General features: G+C 54.1%; 14 protein-coding genes and 1 pseudogene. 7 read left to right on the forward strand and 8 right to left on the reverse strand.

The genetic code is table 11. The features are described from left to right. The first annotated feature begins 293 nt into the window (after positions 1–293). Positions 294–2,642 (forward strand): TonB-dependent receptor, encoded by a 2,349-nt coding sequence (locus PORUE0001_RS06490; protein WP_232501429.1) that lies wholly within the window; start codon positions 294–296, stop codon positions 2,640–2,642. 89 nt (positions 2,643–2,731) lie between these two features. Here the strand turns inward: PORUE0001_RS06490 and PORUE0001_RS06495 are convergent, their stop codons facing one another. The 7 genes from PORUE0001_RS06495 to PORUE0001_RS06525 form a co-directional block, all read right to left on the reverse strand. Continuing rightward, on the reverse strand, positions 2,732–4,267 hold the full coding sequence (locus PORUE0001_RS06495; RefSeq protein ID WP_039865740.1) for an O-antigen ligase family protein: 1,536 nt from the start codon (positions 4,265–4,267) through the stop codon (positions 2,732–2,734). A 14-nt stretch (positions 4,268–4,281) separates the two neighbouring features. Next, positions 4,282–5,259 (reverse strand): lysophospholipid acyltransferase family protein, encoded by a 978-nt coding sequence (locus PORUE0001_RS06500; protein ID WP_039865741.1) that lies wholly within the window; start codon positions 5,257–5,259, stop codon positions 4,282–4,284. Next, complete coding sequence (gene hflX / locus PORUE0001_RS06505; RefSeq protein ID WP_007365638.1) at positions 5,246–6,481, reverse strand: GTPase HflX; 1,236 nt, start codon at positions 6,479–6,481, stop codon at positions 5,246–5,248. Before hflX ends, PORUE0001_RS06500 begins: the two co-directional genes overlap by 14 nt. A gap of 9 nt (positions 6,482–6,490) precedes the next feature. Further along, positions 6,491–7,228, reverse strand: a complete 738-nt coding sequence (locus tag PORUE0001_RS06510; protein WP_007365624.1) for a 6-phosphogluconolactonase — start codon at positions 7,226–7,228, stop codon at positions 6,491–6,493. Between the two features lie 63 nt (positions 7,229–7,291). Further along, positions 7,292–8,431: a GTPase ObgE gene (gene obgE, locus PORUE0001_RS06515; protein ID WP_007365685.1), complete on the reverse strand. Its 1,140-nt coding sequence runs from the start codon at positions 8,429–8,431 to the stop codon at positions 7,292–7,294. A 7-nt stretch (positions 8,432–8,438) separates the two neighbouring features. Beyond that, positions 8,439–9,023 (reverse strand): adenylate kinase, encoded by a 585-nt coding sequence (locus PORUE0001_RS06520; RefSeq protein ID WP_007365656.1) that lies wholly within the window; start codon positions 9,021–9,023, stop codon positions 8,439–8,441. 56 nt (positions 9,024–9,079) lie between these two features. Next, positions 9,080–9,622: a phosphoribosyltransferase gene (locus tag PORUE0001_RS06525; RefSeq protein WP_007365672.1), complete on the reverse strand. Its 543-nt coding sequence runs from the start codon at positions 9,620–9,622 to the stop codon at positions 9,080–9,082. Positions 9,623–10,545: 923 nt separating this feature from the next. Between PORUE0001_RS06525 and PORUE0001_RS06530 the strand changes: the two are divergent. Next, positions 10,546–12,415, forward strand: a pseudogene (locus tag PORUE0001_RS06530) (oxaloacetate decarboxylase). Positions 12,416–12,798: 383 nt separating this feature from the next. On the opposite strand, the gene PORUE0001_RS06535 reads toward PORUE0001_RS06530, so the two are convergent. Continuing rightward, complete coding sequence (locus PORUE0001_RS06535) at positions 12,799–13,497, reverse strand: porin family protein (protein ID WP_039865742.1); 699 nt, start codon at positions 13,495–13,497, stop codon at positions 12,799–12,801. A 401-nt stretch (positions 13,498–13,898) separates the two neighbouring features. On the opposite strand from PORUE0001_RS06535, the gene PORUE0001_RS06540 reads away from it, so the two are divergent. From PORUE0001_RS06540 to PORUE0001_RS06560, 5 genes are all read left to right on the forward strand, one after another. Continuing rightward, positions 13,899–15,614: a S41 family peptidase gene (locus PORUE0001_RS06540; protein WP_007365627.1), complete on the forward strand. Its 1,716-nt coding sequence runs from the start codon at positions 13,899–13,901 to the stop codon at positions 15,612–15,614. A 64-nt stretch (positions 15,615–15,678) separates the two neighbouring features. Beyond that, the gene (locus PORUE0001_RS06545; RefSeq protein WP_007365684.1) at positions 15,679–17,358 is read left to right on the forward strand and encodes a putative transporter; all 1,680 of its coding nucleotides are present in this window, start codon (positions 15,679–15,681) and stop codon (positions 17,356–17,358) included. Between the two features lie 22 nt (positions 17,359–17,380). Next, positions 17,381–17,686, forward strand: coding sequence for a hypothetical protein (locus PORUE0001_RS06550; protein ID WP_039865743.1), 306 nt, complete (start codon positions 17,381–17,383; stop codon positions 17,684–17,686). Between the two features lie 7 nt (positions 17,687–17,693). Continuing rightward, positions 17,694–18,239 (forward strand): lysophospholipid acyltransferase family protein, encoded by a 546-nt coding sequence (locus PORUE0001_RS06555; RefSeq protein ID WP_007365648.1) that lies wholly within the window; start codon positions 17,694–17,696, stop codon positions 18,237–18,239. 4 nt (positions 18,240–18,243) lie between these two features. Then, complete coding sequence (locus tag PORUE0001_RS06560) at positions 18,244–19,062, forward strand: nitrilase family protein (protein ID WP_007365639.1); 819 nt, start codon at positions 18,244–18,246, stop codon at positions 19,060–19,062.

Here is a 19,062-nt window from a genome sequence, read left to right on the forward strand (position 1 = left end):
GAAAAATTCTTCGGAACTTCAAAATCTTTCTTCCGAAGTTTCATTTCATTCTTCCGAACTTTTATTTCAAACTTCGGAAGAATTGGGCGATTTCCTCCGAGCTTTTTGGCAAATTCTTCGGAAGAATTGAAATGTGCGGTCGTCTTGAAGAGCGTCTCGGAATAGACGTTTTCAGACCAACTTGACGGAAAATATCAAACGATTTGCAGGCTTAGCACAGACACGTACTAATAGACCTCTTTTTCTAGCTCGTTTGCTTACATTTGCGCCCAGTAATCCATTTTCAATACATGATGAACCTACGAAAACTACTATTTGCCCCCTTGGCGAGTCTGCTCTTCTTGCCACTCTACGGGGCTATTGACGAGAAGCCGGTAGTTACGGACTCGGTAATGAGCTACGAGCTGGACGAGGTACGGGTGATCACGAGTCGTCCACTACTACGTCAGGCAGGTCTGCTGATGAGCACGCCTGGCGCTATGAGCCTGGTGACTCCGACCATGATACGAGAGTATGACATCAAGCATCTCTCAGACTTGACGGGTGTCGTGCCTAATCTCTACATGCCGGACTATGGCTCACGTCTCACCTCGCCGATCTATATGCGTGGTATCGGGACGCGTAGTGGCGGGCAGTCCACCGCTTTCTTTATCGATGGGGTACCAGTACTTAACCAGTCGATCAATCGCTACCTCCTCGGCATCGAGTCTATTGAGGTGATGAGCGGTGCTCACAGTAATATCTATGGTCGCAACGCTATGGCGGGAACGATCCTGCTGACCTCTCGCTCGCCTATTGACGATCCGGCACTGGATGTGCATGCTCGGGTGGGCAATCACGGTATCATCGAGGGGGCGACTAGACTGGCTCACGCTTTTAACTCCAAGGTGGGCCTTGCCCTCGGTGGGTACTATAATAGGAATAATGGGTTCTATACGAATGCTTTCGACGGTCGTTCTGCTGATGCTGAGGAGGCGTACGGTGCTAACCTACACTTCGAGTGGCGCCCCGATGCGACGCAAAGACTTCGCCTGGCTGGTGTATGGGATGGAGTGCATCAGGGAGCTTTCCCCTATGCGATGATCCATCCTAAGAGTGGCGAGATGATGCCGATCAATTACAATGCTCCTGGCTCCTATGATCGTACTATCGGTGAGGCGCGTCTGGCTTATGACAAGAGCTGGGACGAGATACGTCTAGACTTCACCACGAGCTATCAAGCGCTCAGAGATAACATGCTGATGGATCAGGACTACACGCCTCGGGATATCTTTACGATCAACCAGAGACAGCATCAGGATGCGGTGACGGCAGATCTTATCTTGCGCAACCGTGAGCAGACGACCTACAACTGGACTGTGGGTCTGAATGGTATCTACCAGATGAATCATATGGAGGTGCCGGTAGCGATCCGTCCCGAGGGCTTGATGGCGATGATACAGCCTGGGCTAAACAAGGCAAACAAGAATGACAAGGTGCCTGTACTCCTGACGGTCGATGCCTCTAAGGAGCGGGTCAACCACAATCTCTTTGACAAGCGTAGCTACGGTGTCGCACTCTATCACGAGAGCAATCTGCACGAGCCGTTTGGCTGGACGGGCTTTGACCTTAACCTGGGCGTACGCCTTGATGCGGAGCGTCAGTCGATGGACTTCGATAGCGACTTTAGCCTAGGGCTAGACGTGGCTCCTAAGAAAAACCCCGATGCGAAGCATCACTTTGATGTGACCAGTCGTCTGATGGGTCAGGGCGGGTATCAGGACTTCTTCCAGATCCTACCGAAGCTCTCACTGAGCTATCGCCCCACGGGTAGTAGCTACCTCTTTGTCGCAGCCTCTAAGAGCTACAAGACGGGTGGTTACAATGAGCAGGTGATGACTGAGGTGCTCATGCAACAGGCTCAGCGCGAGATGATGGCGCTGGTTATGTCGCAGGGTAAGCAGCAGCCTCAGGTACAGACGGGCGACGCTAACCTAGCAGCCTTCAAGCCGGAGCATGCCTACAATCTAGAGCTGGGCGGACGTCTCCTGACGCTACAGGATCGCCTCTTCGTATCGGCTACGCTCTTCGGCTCGTGGATACGAGACCTTCAGGTAGCTCGCTTCGTCACGACGGGTACGGGGCGTACGACGGTCAATGCGGGTAAGGCGCTCTCACTCGGTGCTGAGACGAGTATCAAGGCACGTCTATGGCGCTCGCTAACGATCTCGGCGCAGTATGGCTATACGCATGCGACTTTCCAGGACTACCTCACGAGCCGTGCTAATCCTAAGGGTGGTGCTCCGATAGAGGTGAACTATAAGGGGAACTTTATCCCCTATGTCCCAGCACATACCTACGCTACGATGCTTCAGCTTGATGAGCCTATCCAGACTTCTTGGCTCAAGGGGGTACTTGCTTCTGTAGAGCTACGTGGCAATGGTCCGATCTACTGGGACTCGGAGAATATGCACCAGCAGGCGCCCTACATGACGCTCGGCGCTCGCCTTGGCGTACGTCTCCCCTACGTTACGGTAACCTTGTGGGGTCGTAACCTGACAGATACGCGCTATGCGACCTTCTACTTCCAGTCGTTTGGCAATTCGTTCCTCCAGCAGGCGCAGCCACGCAGCTTCGGGGCAGACCTCTCCTTCCACTTCTAGAGAGGCTTCTCGGTTAGCCCATTTCACAAGAATAGCCACCCACTCGCTGTAGGGAGGGTGGCTATTCTTATATTATATATAGGGGCTGGTTAGTCGGCTCGTTGGAGCTTGTCGTCGCCCTGCGTGCTGAGCGCTAAGCAGAGGAGGAACATGACCCCGACAACGTATCGGTGGATGAAGCTCAGGAGGTCTACGTTGCAGAGGATGATCCATAAGGAGGTTAGGACGACGAGAGCCACATTACGCTGACGCCGAGCAATCCAAAGCATAGATCCGAGGATCGATATCCAGAGCAAGAGTCCTATAATACCACTCTGGACGAGCATCTGCATGTATTGATTGTGAAACTGTACGATAATGCTTTCTTGCTCTATATTGACTGGCAGAGGTAGTAAGAGATTGTAGGCATAGTCTAGCCCGCCCCCGATCCAGATGGGTATCTCTCTGAGAGCCTGATAGCTCATCTGCAGGAGTTCGTTGCGTATTCCTCCCTCTAGATAGCCAGCAGTGAGATGAGGTGACGTAGTATAGACGAGGGATACGAGGATAGCTCCAGCGAGCATGAGATAGGACATAAGGTAGGGCTGACGTCGTGTGACTTTCACCCAGTCAAGGAGCTTGCAAGCGACAGCATAGGCGACCAAGAGGAGCGCCATGAGTAGCAGATAGCGAGCCTGCAAGGCATAGGCGTAGAGGATGACCCCTAGTAGTAGGCACTCAGCCTGAAGGCGTAGAGAGCGACTACTACTACGTATGGTCATCACGATGGGGGTCAAAAGGAATATACCGACGTAGGTGTAGTGGGTGAAGGTAAAGGGCATGAGCATATGGGTGGTGCTTATCACGAAGCCTGCGTCATGTAGATAATCCTTACTGAGCGTGAGCGTGATGAGCGGACTACTGCCACAGCTGATTAGTAGAGCATAGAAGAAGGTGAGGACGGTCACGATGTAAATCCACCCGATACGTAGCGCACCTAGCCAAAAGCTCCGTAGGAGTCGCTGCGAGGGTCCACTATAGATGAGGAAGCAGAGGGGGACTAGGAATAACCAGATCTCTTTATCCCAATAGTCCAGCGCACGCTCCCGACTGGAGGACCATGCCAAGGCTACGATAGCGGTGTAGAGGGCATAGAGTGCGGCACAAAGGGCTAGAGGATAGAGCGACCTAGCTCGAAGGGTCTGTAGGAGATTGCCTTGTCGCCTCCAACGGTTATCAATGAGTATACCGAGGAGGAAGGGCGTTACCAAGCCAAGGTAAGTAGGCACGATGCCGAGCAATAGATTTGCATAGCCTAAGCCGAAGCAGAGGAGGGGTGCGAAGTGATGTCGGTAGTCTAGCTTTGCGCCAGTCGTACGAGCCTCCCTTTTTGCCAAGATCCATGGAAGGAGCAAGGCTCCAAAGACCATGAGCAGGCTCACGGTGAGGAGCAAGGGAGTGTAGCGAAGTACATCTGCGGCTAGGAGCGAGTCTGGTGTGTGCCGAGGATAGGCTCCCGTGAGGGCTACGATGCCTACGACGATGAGTGCGATACCTACGACAACTACGTAGAAGTAGCGCGAGAGGCAACTCACTAGACGAGAGCTTGACGTGTGCGCCTCGGTGGTGGAGGTGTGGGATGACATATAATGTATGGGTATTACTTTTGATGCAGATCACGACAGCGTGGTGAGTAGACCACCTGCGGGAAGTCGTGCGGGTCAAAGCGCCAGCGCTTATGGCTCCAGAGCCAGCGGTGGGGTGCCAAGCGAATGTTTTCCTCTAGCAGTGTCACGTAGTCGTCGACGAGCTGGTATTGTATTTCGCTCGTCGGATGCTCACAGAGCAGACGGAAGGTGCCGACCCACTGCTTCGCCTGGTCGTCATGGCGTATCTCATAGAAGAGGAGCGGTATCTGTAGCTTGGTAGCTAGATGGCTCCACCCTGTGACAAAGGGGGTGGTGCGTCCGAAGAGCGACGAGGCGTAGCGCATCTGCTCGTAGTCAGGAGACTGGTCGGCCAGCAGACAGTACATCTGCAAGCGCTCCCCTTCTTGTTCACCTCGGTGACGTATGAGCGTACGAGCTAGCTGCATCATCTCAATACAGCGAGCGTGGTGTAGCTCCCGCATCTCATGGGTGAGCTGGTCTGCGACAGGATCGTGCAGCTGCTTATAGATGACGTGTAGCTGATAGCGACTACGGTCTAGGTGTAGTGCTGAGGAGCCCATCAGTTCCCAGGGACCAATGTGTCCCAAGAGAACGAAGACCTGTCGGTGCCCTGCCTCGTAGAGTTGGTCCAGTAGCTCCGTCTGCTCAAGACGAAAGAGCTGGCGCACCTGCTCGTCAGAGCCGTAAGCGTAGCGAGCCTCGTGAAGCATCAGCTCTGCAAGGTGACGGTAGAAGCGCTTGCCGACAGCCTTTTGCTCAGCGGGAGAGAGATACGTGAGCGTGAGACGAATGTTTTCCTCCACCACCTGACGGCGGTACTTAAAGAGATGATAAAGGAGCCAGTCCAATGCAGGGACCAGTACCTTGTCAACGAAAGAGCGGGGCAAGCGTGCCAAGCCCCGCAATGTAGAGCGCATCAGCCGAAGGCTTAGTCGCTGCCATCGTGTGAGCTGGTTACTCTGCGCCATCGTCCGTCAGATCGCTATAGTCCTGGTAGAGGAAGTCGTTGTAGGGGTAGCGCTGTATGTGGATCTCCTTGACACGATCGTAGAGGAGTCGGCGTAGCTCGTCCATACCTTCGCCCGTACGTGCCGAGATGAAGGTACAGTCATTGCCCATGCGCGCCATCCAGCTCTTCTCCAGCTCCTCCCGTGTGCGGTTAAGCTTGGTCGCTGGCGTCAGATCGTCGGGATCTTTGGGGATATGCTGGTAAGCGTCGATCTTGTTGAAGACCAATATCTGCGGTTTGTCGCCCAGCGCATCAATCTCTCGGAGCGTCTCCGTGACTACTGCTATCTGATCCTCAAACTCGGGGTGCGAAATGTCCACAACGTGCAGGATCAGGTCCGACTCGCGCACCTCGTCAAGGGTACTCTTGAACGACTCCACCAGCTGTGTCGGGAGCTTGCGTATGAAGCCCACAGTGTCTGCTAGGAGGAAGGCAAGATTGCCCAAAACGACCTTGCGAACGGTCGTGTCGAGCGTCGCAAAGAGCTTGTTCTCGGCAAAGATGTCGCTCTTAGCGAGGACATTCATCAGCGTAGACTTACCCACATTCGTGTAGCCGACGAGAGCAACGCGCACCATCTTGCCACGGTTCTGACGCTGTACGCTCTTCTGCTTGTCAATCTTCTTGAGCTGCTCCTTGAGCTGTGAGATCTTGCGGAGGATGATCCTTCGGTCGGTCTCCAGCTGCGTCTCGCCTGGTCCACGTAGTCCGATGTTACCACCACGCTGTCGCTCGAGGTGCGTCCACAGTCGGGTCAGACGCGGGAGCATATATTGGTACTGCGCCATCTCCACCTGCGTCTTGGCGTGAGCCGTCTGCGCTCTTGTGGCGAAGATGTCAAGTATCAGCGAAGTACGGTCCAGAATGCGAATGCCTAGCTGGCGCTCTATGTTGCGCAGCTGATTGGGTGCCAGCTCATCGTCAAAGATTGCCAGCCCCACCTCGTGGGCAGAGACATACTCGGCGATCTCGTCGAGCTTGCCTTTGCCCACAAAGGTGGCGGGGTTCGGCGTGTCAAGACGCTGTAAGAAGCGCGCCACAGGCTCCGCCCCCGCAGTCTCTGAGAGAAAGGCCAGCTCATCAAGGTACTCCTCCGCCTGCGTCTCCGAGACATCGGGCGTGATGAGCCCCACGAGGATCGTGCGCTCACTAGATTGAGAAGTCTTGATAAACTCTTTCATACAGGAGGACTAATAGATAGCGTACGACTTCTCACGCATCGCCTGATCATCGGCGAAGAGATGTACCCAGGGAATCTTCGCTGCAAGGAAATTGGCGGGATAAGCCTTCGCCTCGGGCAGTAGATTGACAATGTGTCCCACAGCGTGGCGCACATCCTGTCCGAGTGCGAGGAAGACCAGACGCTTAGACTCTTCGAGCGCCTCCAGCGTGACGGTAACCAGCTGACGCTGCTCCCCCTGCTCGGTGGTCATCTCGTTGGGCGCAAAGACATCGTCCGAGATGTACAGCTCCACCTGATCGGGATAGACCCCAGCGAGGTGACCGTCCACGCCCATCTCCAGGAGAGCTAGGTCAAACTGCGGGTGACCGTCCAAGTGTCGTACACGCTCCGCCAGATGTTGCTGCAGAGCCGACGCAGCCTGTGCGGGCTCTTGTGCGGGCTCCTCCAGAGCGTGGATATGATCCGCAGGAATCTGTAGCGGATCAAAGAGCAAGCGCTGTAGTCGCGAGCGGTGCGCTAGGTCAGCTCCGCCCAGCTGCTCGTGAAGGAGGTAAAAGTGTACCCGATCCCACGCTATGCGACTGCGCCAAGGCTCCGAGGTGAGCGCCTTTGCCAAGATCTCCGCATGCTCCTCTAGAGAGAGCGCTAGATGAAAGTCGCCTTCGGTCGCCTCAACCGCCTCAGCGATAAACTGTGCGAGCTGTGTCGTGACTAGCTCGGGAGTACTGTATTGATGATAGTTCATAGGGTATATGCTAAGTTAGTAGTTATAAGATAAAAGAGTCGAGACCATCATCCTCGTAGGCAGTTACTCCTCCCAGATGATGTCATCGATGAGGTCGTGATCCTCCTCCACCTTAAGCTTAGGTAGCGGATTATCTGGATCATCGTCCTCTTGTGTGGTTCGGTCATTGAGCGGTTGGCGCAGGATCTCGTTCGGATCATGTAGCGAGGGCGCATTGATCTCTCGCCATATCAGGTCCTTCAGTTCGGTCAGACCTCGCTGCGCTACGGCAGAGATAAAGATCGTCGGCACCTCTTCGGGCAGCGTCTCCGAGACCAGATCGATAAGCTCGCTGTCCGCCATATCTATCTTGGTGATCGCCAGGATGTGTCGCTTGTTGATCAGGCCCGGATTGTACTCCTCCAGCTCACGGCATAGCATCCGATACTCGGCAGTGATGTCGGGGCTGTCAATAGGCACCATAAAAAGCAAGATCGAGTTGCGCTCGATATGTCTGAGGAAGCGAAGTCCTAATCCCTTGCCCTCGGCAGCTCCCTCGATGATGCCTGGGATGTCCGCCATTACGAAGGAGCGGTTGTCACGATAGGAGACCATCCCCAGGTTTGGCTGTAGCGTCGTGAAGGGGTAGTCCGCAATCTTAGGCTTCGCCGCTGAGAGCGCTGCTAGGAGCGTTGACTTACCCGCATTGGGCAGGCCAACCAGTCCCACATCGGCCAGCGTCTTAAGCTGTAGTACCACGAGACGCTCCTGACTCGGTTCACCAGGCTGTGCGTAGCGAGGCGCTTGGTTTGTTGATGTTTTGAAGAAGTTATTGCCCTTGCCTCCACGACCGCCAGGGAGGAGCAGGTGCCGCTCGCCATGCTGCGACACATCTAGTATAAACTCTCCCGTCGTGGCGTCATGCACGCTCGTCCCGCAAGGCACCTCAATGACAATGTCGGGCGCATCGGCACCCGTCTGTAACTTAGCACCGCCCGCTCCGCCACTCTCAGCGATGATATGACGGTTGTAGCGCAGGTGTAGGAGCGTCCAGTAGTTTTGGTTAGCCTCTATATAGATGCTACCCCCATGGCCACCGTCACCTCCGTCTGGGCCACCCTTGGGGATGTACTTCTCACGACGAAAGTGTGCCGATCCTCTCCCGCCCTTGCCTGAGCGGAGATAGATCTTGACATAATCTACAAAGTTGCTCTCACCTGCCATTGTTTACTTAATTGTCCTGTAAGCTCTTGTCTATAGCCACAAAGATAGCCTCCGTGATCTCCTCTATGGAGCCAGCGCCCGGCACCTCGTAGTGTAGCCCCTTGCGGTGGTAGTAGTCTACGATCGGGAGCGTACGCTCGTTGTAGACACGTATGCGGTCAGCGATTACCTCGGGCGTATCATCAGCGCGGCCCTCTATCTTGGCACGATTGAGGAGTCGTGTACGGAGCTCCTCTTCGGGCACCTTGAGCTCGATCAAGCAGTCCACGCTCGTCTTATCCTTCTCTAGGAGTGCATCCAGCGCCTCAGCCTGAGCAACCGTACGGGGGAAGCCATCGAAGATAACGCCATCGACACCCTCGGGCAGATGGTGTAGCTCGTTACCTATAAGGTCGATGATAGTCTCGTCATCTACGAGATGTCCCTGAGAGATGATACTCTGCACGCGCTTGCCTAGAGGAGACTCACGAGCTATCTCTTGGCGTAGTAGATCGCCTGTAGAGATATGCTCTAGGTGATAACGCTGCTCGATGAAGCGACTCTGTGTACCCTTGCCAGCGCCAGGAGCGCCGAAGATTATTACGTGGATCATTGCTTTTAATAGTGGTTTAGATGGTCTCTGTGGACCGTATGATTATTCCTGTAAGATTACTCTTTAAGTATATAGATGTCATCGAGCATACGTCCTCGGTCGTTGTAGTCGAGGCCGTGGCCGACGATGAAACTGTTGTGGATCTCCATACCCACATAGTCGGCATGGATAGGACACTGGAGCGCCTCAGGCTTGAGTAGCATAGTGGCGATGCGTACATCGGCAGCGCCATCGGCGAGAAACTTCTCCTTGAGCTTCATCATCGTAAAGCCCGTGTCGATCAGATCCTCTATGATGATGACCAGACGGCCCGCCAGAGGCGTTGTCACAGGCATCACCTCCTTAAGCTGGTAGGTGCTCCCCATGCCAGAGTAGCTGGAGTAGCGTGCGAAGGCCACCTCAGCAGACGTATTGATCGCTTGCAGCAATTCTGCGGCAAACATGAAGGAGCCGTTCATAATGCAGACAAAGAGTGGATCGCATCCCTCCGTGTCTTGGCGTATCTGCTCCGCTAGTCGCCGTGTGGCAGCACGTAGCTGCTCGCCCTTGATGTATGGTACAAAGGTCTTGTCGTGTACTATAATCTCCTGGTCAGTCATAGTGAAAATAACAAGCTGGCGGTCTCACATAGCGGAGGCCGCCTTCTTTTTTTACTGTTATGTGTAGCACAAAGGTACAAAAATAGGTAATGTCCCACCTCACCCCCTCACGCCAACACCTCTAAATTCTAACTTCTAAATTCTAACCTCTAATCTCTAATCTCTAACCTCTAATCTCTCCCATCATCGAGATTTAGGTCAGAGAGTCCCTACCCGTTGGTATTATCACTGCCAGCTAGGAGTGTCGTCTAGTGCTGCTGGGAGAAGTAGTGGAGCATCCCGTTGAGCTCATAGCGCTGGTTCAAGCTATAGCCCGACACTGCGTGGCCGAAAGTACCTTGTCGCACGTCGGGTCGCATACATATATTTAAGGAGCGGTCTCCTCCTCATCATCGTCAAAGCCCGTGATGCACACCTCGTCGCTCCGCTGGCTAAGCACCGTTGCTATTGAGCTCTCCCCTACTCTGTCAATAAATGTAATCTTCGGAGGGATATAACGATGATCCCAGATGATTTCATCGATGGCACTATCAAGGAAATCGGAGATTTCCTCGGTGGAAATTTCGAAACCGCCACGGAGGAGTCGAAAAATTCTTCGGAACTTTGATTTGCTTCTTCCGAAGTTTCATTTCATTCTTCCGAACTTTTATTTCCCGGCTCCGTGGAGAATTTTCATTTGCTCGCTGGAGATTTCCCATTTCCTCGGGGAGAAACCGAAATTAGCGGAGGTCTGTAGGTAGCCGTAAGGTGAGGCTAGAGCGCTACGGGACACGCTAAACTCCATATTTCCCTAGGTTGTCATCATGAGTCAGCGTATTTCTAGCCTTGGGGCAGTCTATATGTGGATAAAATATGTATCTTTGTGGGTGAGGTTAGGTGGTGACACATCAAGCCTTGTAGGTATAACAATAGATACACTAGAGATGGCAACAAAGAAAAAGATTCAGTTTAGCCTCGTATACAGAGATATGTGGCAATCCTCGGGCAAGTTCCAGCCACGTGCTGAGCAACTAGCAGCGATCGCACCGCTCATCATCGAGATGGGTTGCTTCGCTCGTGTCCGAGACGAACGGTGGTGCCTTCGAGCAGGTCAAGCTACTCGCTGGCGAGAACCCTAATGACGCTCGTGCGCGCCTTCACCAAACCGCTTAACGAGGCGGGCATCAAGACGCACAGTGCTGGACCGTGGTCTCAACGGACTACGTATGTACCCTGTACCAGCCGACGTACGCAAGATGATGTATCGTGTCAAGCATGCGCAGGGGGTCGACATCACTCGTATCTTCGACGGTCTCAATGATCCACGCAACATCATCCCCTCCATACACTACGCCAAGGAAGCGGGCATGACTGCTCAGGCGACACTATGTATCACCTACTCTCCGATACACACGATCGAGTACTACTCTACACTCGCAGACAAGCTCATCGAGGCTGGCGCTGACGAGATCTGTCTCAAGGATATGGCCGGCATCGGTCGTCCACACTTCCTCGGACAGCTCGTTAAGTCGAGTCAAGTCTAAGCACCCTGACACGATCATCCAGTATCACGGACACTCGGGACCAGGCTTCTCCGTAGCCTCTATGCTAGAGGTGTGCGAAAACGGCGCCGACATCATAGACGTTGCTATGGAGCCGATCTCATGGGGTAAGATACACCCCGACGTGATTACCATTCGTGAGATGCTATACGATGCGGGCTTTGACGTACCAGAGATCAATATGGACGCTTACATGCGTGCTCGTACGATGACCCAGAGCTTTATCGATGACTTCCTCGGATACTTCATGGGCGCAACCAATAAGGAGACCTCTTCGCTACTGGTTGGCTGCGGTCTGCCAGGCGGTATGATGGGCTCGATGATGGCCGACCTCAAGGGCGTCCACTCAGGTATCAATATGTACCTGCGCAATCACAACGAGCCTGAGCTATCGATCGATGACCTACTGGTCAAGCTCTTTGACGAGGTCGCCTACGTATGGCCACGTGTCGGATATCCCCCACTAGTGACTCCATTTAGCCAGTATGTCAAGAATATCGCTCTGATGAATGTCTACAACATGACGCAGGGCAAGGGTCGCTGGCTCGCTATAGACCAAAACATGTGGAACATGATCCTCGGCAAGGCTGGGCGTATCCCTGGCAAGATAGATCCCGAGCTCGTGGCTCTCGCTAAGGAGAAGGGACTAGAGTTCTCCGATGCCGACCCACAGCAGTTCTACCCCGATGCGCTGGATGAGTTCCGCAAGGAGATGAAGGAGAATGGCTGGGAGTTTGGTCCTGACGATGAGGAACTCTTTGAGCTGGCTATGCACCCCGAGCAGTACAGACGCTACAAGAGTGGCGACCTGCGTCGTGAGTTTGAGGCTTCGCTCGCTAAGGCTAAGGCTGACGCACTGGCTAAGAAGGGCTTCGACGAGAGCGACATCAAGAAGGCGATGCGTGCTGGCACGCAGATGATCCCCGCACCGACGACGGGTACCGTACTTTGGGAGGTCGATCCGACTGAAGGCTCGATGGCTCCAGCCACTGGTACGGAGTATGTCACGGGTCAACCTTTCTGCTACATCGAGACACCATTTGGTCAGATAGAGCGTGTCAATACGAACTTCACGGGCAAGCTCATCGAGGTCTGTGTAGGTCAGGGTCAGACCGTCCGCAAGGGCGACGAGCTAGCCTACATCAAGCCTGCTGAAAAGGAGGAGCACTACCCCGACTATCAGCCCCCGATCAAGCGCATCGAGGAGGAGGCCACGACACGTCAGCGTGAGCGCCGTTCCCTAGGCCGCTAAAGTCTCAGAGCAAGTCTAATATATAATATGTCGTCTTGCGGACGCACCACTCGGTGCCCGCAAGGCGACATATCACGTATAGCCCGCTGGGACGTGTAACCCTTTGTAGTACCGCAAGACGTGTAACGGCTGTAGGGACGCACGATCGGTGCGTCCGTTGTGTCAAAGGTTACAGCATTGTGATTTTAACGGGAACGGACGCACAGATCGTGCGTCCCTACAGCGGGTTACTCGTCACGAGGGACACAAATCATTAGCAGTCAAGATCGGATCCCACTCAGACACTACAGAAGCAGGCTCCCTGGTACTACCAGAGAGCCTGCCTTTGTTTTTACCGTCTAGCTCTACCCTGAGAGCTAGTCTATAGGTTTGGATCGCTCTAATTAGAAGCGATAGCCTAGACCTACGTAGAAGTTCATGTTGTTGACCTTCACATTCTCAACAGCAGAGGTGTTGAGTAGACCATACTCGAAGCCTAGGTTAAGGCCGAACTGCTGATACTCAAAGCCAGCCTGCATACCAACACCAAGGTCGAAGGGCTTGAGGACCTTATTCTTATAGGGGTTTTTCTCACCCTTGTTGGCAACTTCATCAGCAGTCTCTGCCACCTTTCTAGCGGCATCAGCTATTTTCCCCTCACCAGTTATCGTGGTCTTCTGGGAAACTTTACCAAGGAAGCCGTAAGAGAACCAAGGACCAGCTTGGATAGATACAGCCATACCAGGAGCTAGTGCTGCGCGGTATCCTGCATGTACAGGAATCTCGACATTGTGTAGCCACATAGTGGTAGCAGTCTTAGAAGCAACGCCAGCTATCTCAGGGATCTCAACAGTGGCCTTAGAACCACGGCTGAGGAAGTATACGCCAGGATTGACGTAGAAGCCGTCGGTGATGCCGAACTCGACACCGACACCAGCACGGTAGCCGATCATCATCTTGCCGTCTGTGGACTTGTCTCCGACCTTGGTGGTCTGGTTAGCGAAGTTAGCACCTGCCTCTACCTTGATAGCGGGGCGCATCTGTGCTGTAGCTAGCGTAGTAGCTGCGAGCATCGTAACGATTGCGAGAATTACTTTCTTCATTTTTAGTTGATTGGTTATAGGTTAGTTAATTAGTTAAGTCTCTTCTCTCGGAGTCTCCTCCCTGCACTTCGCCAGATACGCTAATCTAGCCGTACTAGAGCAACCTTCCACTGGCAAATGTACATAAAAAGATTGACAACGCAAGTTCCCCCTATTGATCCTGCACCACAAATCTCCCAGAGAAAAAAAGAAGAGTGAAAAGCCCGCTGACGTTTCATCCCTCAACGCATACGCTCTCGGGTCTTATCGGGGCACAACGATCTCATAAGCAAACCACTACGAAGTATACGAACAGCGCAAGGGTTACAGTAAATGATGTAAGCTCCAAAGATTTGCGGGATTAGGTTCGATCGGTGATATCTACTTATTCCGTATCTTTGTAGCAATGTCGTAAGTATCGCATGAAACAACTCTCTTTCCCCTCTCACCTTATCGGTCTCTTGCTCTTAGGCTTGCTCTCGTTAGCTCCTACGAACTTGACAGCTCAAGCGCCTTCGTCGTCACGCTCCTCGGCGGGACAGAAGGCTGCGTCGGATGACTTTACCACCACTATGGCGGTGATGGGGAGCGTGCTGAGCAATGTGCGTAATTTCTTCGTTGACACGGTCAATCTGACTTCGCTCTACGATGGTGCGCTCACCTATATGCTACAGCAGCTGGACCCCTACACGGTTTACTTCAATGAGGAGGAGACGAAGGCCTTTGAGGAGAGTACGACGGGCCTCTATGGCGGCATCGGAGCGATCCTACGACAGCATCAAGACTCGGTCGTCATCATTGGCTCGCTCATACAGGGCAAGGCAGCTGACAAAGCGGGGCTACGTCCGGCTGACATCATCTGGAGGATCAATGGCAAGGACTTTTCTCACACGAAGGTGGTTGATGTGCGCAATGAGCTCCGTGGCGAGCCAGGCACGCCTATCACACTGGTGGTGCGCCGTCCAGGCTACGCCAAGGACTCGCTGACGGTGGTCTTCAACCGTGAGCGCATCGACCTGAGCCCCGTCTCCTATGCGGAGCTACTCAATGGCCGTGTGGGCTTTATCTCGCTCAATACTTTCTCAACCTCCACTTGCCAAGAGTTTCTCAAGGCTTACGACCGTCTACAGAAGGAGGCTGGCGGTAAGCTGAGCGGACTGATCCTAGACCTTCGCGATAATGGTGGCGGGCTGATGGAGCAGGCGATACAGTTGGTCAATCTATTTATCCCCAAGGGTAAAACAGTCGTTTCGCTCAAGGGACGCTACCCGCAGCAGAACAATAGCTACAAGACGACCAAAGAGCCTCTGGACACGAAGATACCGCTTGTCGTGCTGATCAATGAGGGCTCGGCCTCTGCTTCGGAGATTGTGGCGGGAGCTTTGCAGGACTATGATCGTGCGGTGATCGTGGGGCGCAAGAGCTTTGGCAAGGGGCTGGTGCAGGGTACGCTGGAGCTACCCGATGGGGGGCTCCTCAAGCTGACCACGGCTCGCTACTACATACCTAGTGGACGCTCTATACAGAAGCTCTCCTACAACCATCGTGGTGGTGCTGAGCAGGTTAATGCGACTGACTCGCTCGGCACTCCCTACACGACTGCGGGGGGACGCACGGTCTATGCGGCTGGTGGTATCATGCCTGACATCGTTTGTCCGTCGGACTCGATCCCTTCGCTGCTAGGTACCTTGCTCTTTGACTCACTTACTTATGACTTTGTCACTGACTACTTGCTGACGCACCGAGCCCCCGAGCGGAGTAAGCTTAGGAGCTTTGACCTAGGTGATGAGGCTTATGCAGCTTACAAGAAGAAGGTGATAGATAGTGGCTTCACCTTTAAGTCTATCGCCGACGAACTGGTCAAGAAAGTGGAGGAAGCACTCAAGGGGGAGCAACGCTACGATGAGGTGGCGAGCGACTTTGCAGCATTTCAGAAGAGTCTACGGGCTGATACGCCTCGGCTGATGAAGACTTACGAGGGCTTCATCCGTGACTACCTTAATATGGAGATCCTCTCACGCTGCTACTACGATGAGGGTAGGCTGGAGTACTATATGTCACGGGACAAGGTGGCGCAGCGTGCTGTGTCGCTCCTCGGTGACCTGACCGCTTTTCACCAACTGCTCAAAGGTAAGTAGCCCTCACTAGAGACTCATAACATCTTAATTATATACCTCTTATCAAGTAAAAGCTTATCGAACAATGAATTGGTTTGCAAATCTATTTGTCGGCTCGGGGATAGCGCACTCTGTCTTCCTGATAGCTCTAGTTATCGCCGTGGGGATGCTCCTAGGGCGCATCAAGATCGGCAAGGTCTCCCTGGGGGTGACGCTGGTGCTCTTCGTGGGTATCTTCTTTGGTGCTCTAGGAATGCAGATCGAGCCTGGGGTCCTGCACTTTGTCAAGGAGTTTGGCCTCATACTCTTTATCTATGCTGTCGGTCTGCAGGTGGGTCCAGGCTTCTTCCCCTCGCTCAAGAAGGGCGGTCTGAAGCTCAACCTCCTGGCGGTCCTCGTGGTCATGCTCGGCGTGGGCGTCACGATCGCTATCAAGTATATCTCGGGACTACCTATGTCAACGATGGTGGGTATCCTCTCGGGCGCTGTGACGAATACGCCTGGTTTGGGTGCTGCTGAGCAAACGTACTCAGATATCATGGGCACGTCTGATCCCTCCATAGCCATGGGCTATGCGGTGGCCTATCCGCTCGGCGTAATCGGTATCATACTCTCGATGATGGTGGTACGCAGTGTCTTACGGGTCAATATCCGCAAGGAGGAGCAGAACTTTGTCTCTCAAGATGATGCCTTGGAGCATACGGCACGCTCGGCTTCGTTTGTCGTGGCAAATCCCGCAGTCTTTGGCAAGTCTATCATGGAGCTACTCTCTAGTTACTTTAATCAAGGGGAGATCGTGGTCTCTCGCCACTACTGCCATGAGACGCATCGCATCACTGTCGCTAAGGGAGACACGATCCTACAGGAGCACGACCGTGTCTTCGTCATCGGACAGCCTCACGAGCTAGATCACTCGGAGGCTATCTTCGGTCAGCGCATTGAGGTGGATCGTAAAAACTGGATCCCCACGGAGTCTAACCTCATCAGCAATAAGTACACGATTACGAAGAAAACGCTCAACGGCAAGCGTCTCGGAGAGCTACAGCTACGTCAGATCTACGGTGTCAATGTGACCCGTGTGACGCGTGCTGGCGTAGACCTCGTAGCACATCCTAGTATGCGCCTGCAGATGGGCGACCAGATACGGGTCGTAGGCTCTGATGCCTCTGTCAATAAGGTGCGTGAGCTGGTCGGTGACTCGCAGAAGCACCTTAACGAGCCTAACCTGATCGGTATCTTCATCGGTATCGCTATCGGTGTACTCTTCGGCTCTATCCCCTTTGCCTTCCCTGGTATCCCTCAGCCTATCAAGCTGGGCTTGGCGGGCGGTCCGCTTATCGTGGCGATCCTGCTGAGCAACTTCGGTCCTAAGTTTGGCCTTGTGACCTATACGACACATAGTGCCAACCTAATGATCCGTGAGATCGGCATTGCGCTCTTCCTCACCTGCGTCGGCATTGGCGCTGGCGATGGCTTCGTAGACACGATCGTCAACGGTGGCTACCACTGGGTGGGCTATGGCTTTATCATCACAATCATACCGATGCTCATCGTGGGGCTCCTCGGGAAGAAGCTATTTAAGGTCAACTACCTCACCCTCTCCGGACTGATGGCGGGTAGTATGACTGATCCCCCTGCACTGGCCTACGCCAACGGACTCACCGAGGAGGATGCTCCCGCCGTGGGCTATGCAACAGTCTACCCACTGACGATGTTCCTCCGTGTCTTGACGGCACAGATGCTCATCATATTTTTCGTAAGCTAATAACCAACTAATCAATCAAACTATGGCAAGTCGTAGAAACCTAAAGAAGACCATACATACAGATGTCGAGGAGATGCTCTTTGACCTATCTATCCTCCATGCAGTAGCCTCAGAGGAGCGCAAGCCCGCCATCGAGGAGCTAATCAGCAAAGTGATCGATAGCGAAAATGACTTCATCGCTCGCATCTCACACACGGACGGCCGTGGCGAGGCTAAGCTCGTTCGCAAGTATTACAGCAAGCTCCAGGAGGAGTACCTACACTTCGCCAATGAGATCGAAGGCGAGGTCAATAAGCTTGGTGACGAGCTGCTAACTCCTGAGGCTTAGTCCGCGGATGAAGCTAGCACGTCTCATACTGCGCTGGTGTGGCTGGCAGCTCATTGAGCCCGCCACCTATCCACGGCAGAGCGTCATCTGTGTAGCGCCCCATACGAGCAACATGGACTTCATATGGGGCAAGCTATACTACTGGGCGGTGGGGCAGAGAGCGCACTTCTTGATGAAGCGTGAGCTCTTCGTCCCGCCTCTCGGATGGCTCTTTAAGGCGATGGGCGGAATACCCATAGATCGTCGCCACAAGGGCAATACGGTTGAACAGGTCGTAGCGCGCTTTCGTGCTAAGGACGACTTCGCCGTGGCGATCACGCCTGAGGGTTCGCGCAAAGCTCGGGATAGATGGAAGACTGGCTTCTATCATATTGCCGAGGAGGCGGGCGTACCCATACAGCTGGCGGTCATAGACTACAAGCGTAAGAAGCTAGGCATCTTCGAGCAGTTTGTCCCGACGGGAGACCTCGACAAGGACATACATTATATAAGGAGTAAGTACCGCGCCGATCAGGCGAAGAAGCCTGAGCTCTTTAGCGAGCAAGCTCAATAAGCTGATGAAGCAGGAGACACTGCGGGTAGTCCTCGCACAGCGTCCGATCGTCTGGACCGACCCCGAGGCAAACCTTCGCCTGATGGCGGAGGACGTACGCACGGCTACCGAGGAGGGGGCGCACTTAGTCGTCTTCCCTGAGGTCATGCTCACGGGCTTTAACCTCAAGGTGGCTCAGTCGGCTCGTCCCTGGCGGGGACCCGAGTTGGAGCGTCTGCGAGCCTTGGCGCAGGAGCATCAGATAGCGATCGCCTCCTCCGCCTTCGTCTGGGACGACGAGGCGCAGCCGACGCACTACTACAACCGTGCTTACATCGCACTCCCCGACGGGTCGCTCTATGCGCAGGACAAGCGGCACCTCTTCTCCATGGCTGGCGAAGACCGCCTCCTCACGCCAGGCGAAGGGTATGACATCGTCACCTATCGTGGCTGGCGCATACGACTGATCACCTGCTACGACCTACGCTTCCCCGTCTGGTGTCGCAATCGTACCCACACGGACGGCTCGCTCGACTACGACCTCCTACTCGTTGTCGCCAATTGGCCTCGTCCTCGCATCACCGCTTGGCGCACACTCCTACAGGCTCGTGCCATCGAGAATGTCGCTTACGTCATCGGCGTCAACCGCATCGGCTCCGATCCCTTTGGCACCGACTACTCAGGCGAAAGCTTAGCCTACGACTATCTCGGCAGCCCACTCATCGAAGCGGAGCCCTACGCAGACCAACTGCTCAGTGCCACGCTAGAGCCAGAGCCTCTGGCAGCCTTTCGGCAAAAGTTCCCCGTATGGCGCGACAGCGACTCCTTTACCCTCCACTCCTAA

Origin of the sequence: Porphyromonas uenonis 60-3 (genome assembly GCF_000174775.1) — a bacterium.
Classification (GTDB): Bacteria; Bacteroidota; Bacteroidia; order Bacteroidales; family Porphyromonadaceae; genus Porphyromonas; species Porphyromonas uenonis_A.

What these genes read in the sequence shown, in the direction of transcription:
- PORUE0001_RS06490 (WP_232501429.1), top strand. Translation starts at nt 294, where the DNA reads ATGAACCTACGAAAACTACTATTTGCCCCCTTGGCGAGTCTGCTCTTC.
- PORUE0001_RS06495 (WP_039865740.1), bottom strand. Translation starts at nt 4,267, where the DNA reads ATGTCATCCCACACCTCCACCACCGAGGCGCACACGTCAAGCTCTCGT.
- PORUE0001_RS06500 (WP_039865741.1), bottom strand. Translation starts at nt 5,259, where the DNA reads ATGGCGCAGAGTAACCAGCTCACACGATGGCAGCGACTAAGCCTTCGG.
- hflX (WP_007365638.1), bottom strand. Translation starts at nt 6,481, where the DNA reads ATGAAAGAGTTTATCAAGACTTCTCAATCTAGTGAGCGCACGATCCTC.
- PORUE0001_RS06510 (WP_007365624.1), bottom strand. Translation starts at nt 7,228, where the DNA reads ATGAACTATCATCAATACAGTACTCCCGAGCTAGTCACGACACAGCTC.
- obgE (WP_007365685.1), bottom strand. Translation starts at nt 8,431, where the DNA reads ATGGCAGGTGAGAGCAACTTTGTAGATTATGTCAAGATCTATCTCCGC.
- PORUE0001_RS06520 (WP_007365656.1), bottom strand. Translation starts at nt 9,023, where the DNA reads ATGATCCACGTAATAATCTTCGGCGCTCCTGGCGCTGGCAAGGGTACA.
- PORUE0001_RS06525 (WP_007365672.1), bottom strand. Translation starts at nt 9,622, where the DNA reads ATGACTGACCAGGAGATTATAGTACACGACAAGACCTTTGTACCATAC.
- PORUE0001_RS06535 (WP_039865742.1), bottom strand. Translation starts at nt 13,497, where the DNA reads ATGAAGAAAGTAATTCTCGCAATCGTTACGATGCTCGCAGCTACTACG.
- PORUE0001_RS06540 (WP_007365627.1), top strand. Translation starts at nt 13,899, where the DNA reads ATGAAACAACTCTCTTTCCCCTCTCACCTTATCGGTCTCTTGCTCTTA.
- PORUE0001_RS06545 (WP_007365684.1), top strand. Translation starts at nt 15,679, where the DNA reads ATGAATTGGTTTGCAAATCTATTTGTCGGCTCGGGGATAGCGCACTCT.
- PORUE0001_RS06550 (WP_039865743.1), top strand. Translation starts at nt 17,381, where the DNA reads ATGGCAAGTCGTAGAAACCTAAAGAAGACCATACATACAGATGTCGAG.
- PORUE0001_RS06555 (WP_007365648.1), top strand. Translation starts at nt 17,694, where the DNA reads ATGAAGCTAGCACGTCTCATACTGCGCTGGTGTGGCTGGCAGCTCATT.
- PORUE0001_RS06560 (WP_007365639.1), top strand. Translation starts at nt 18,244, where the DNA reads ATGAAGCAGGAGACACTGCGGGTAGTCCTCGCACAGCGTCCGATCGTC.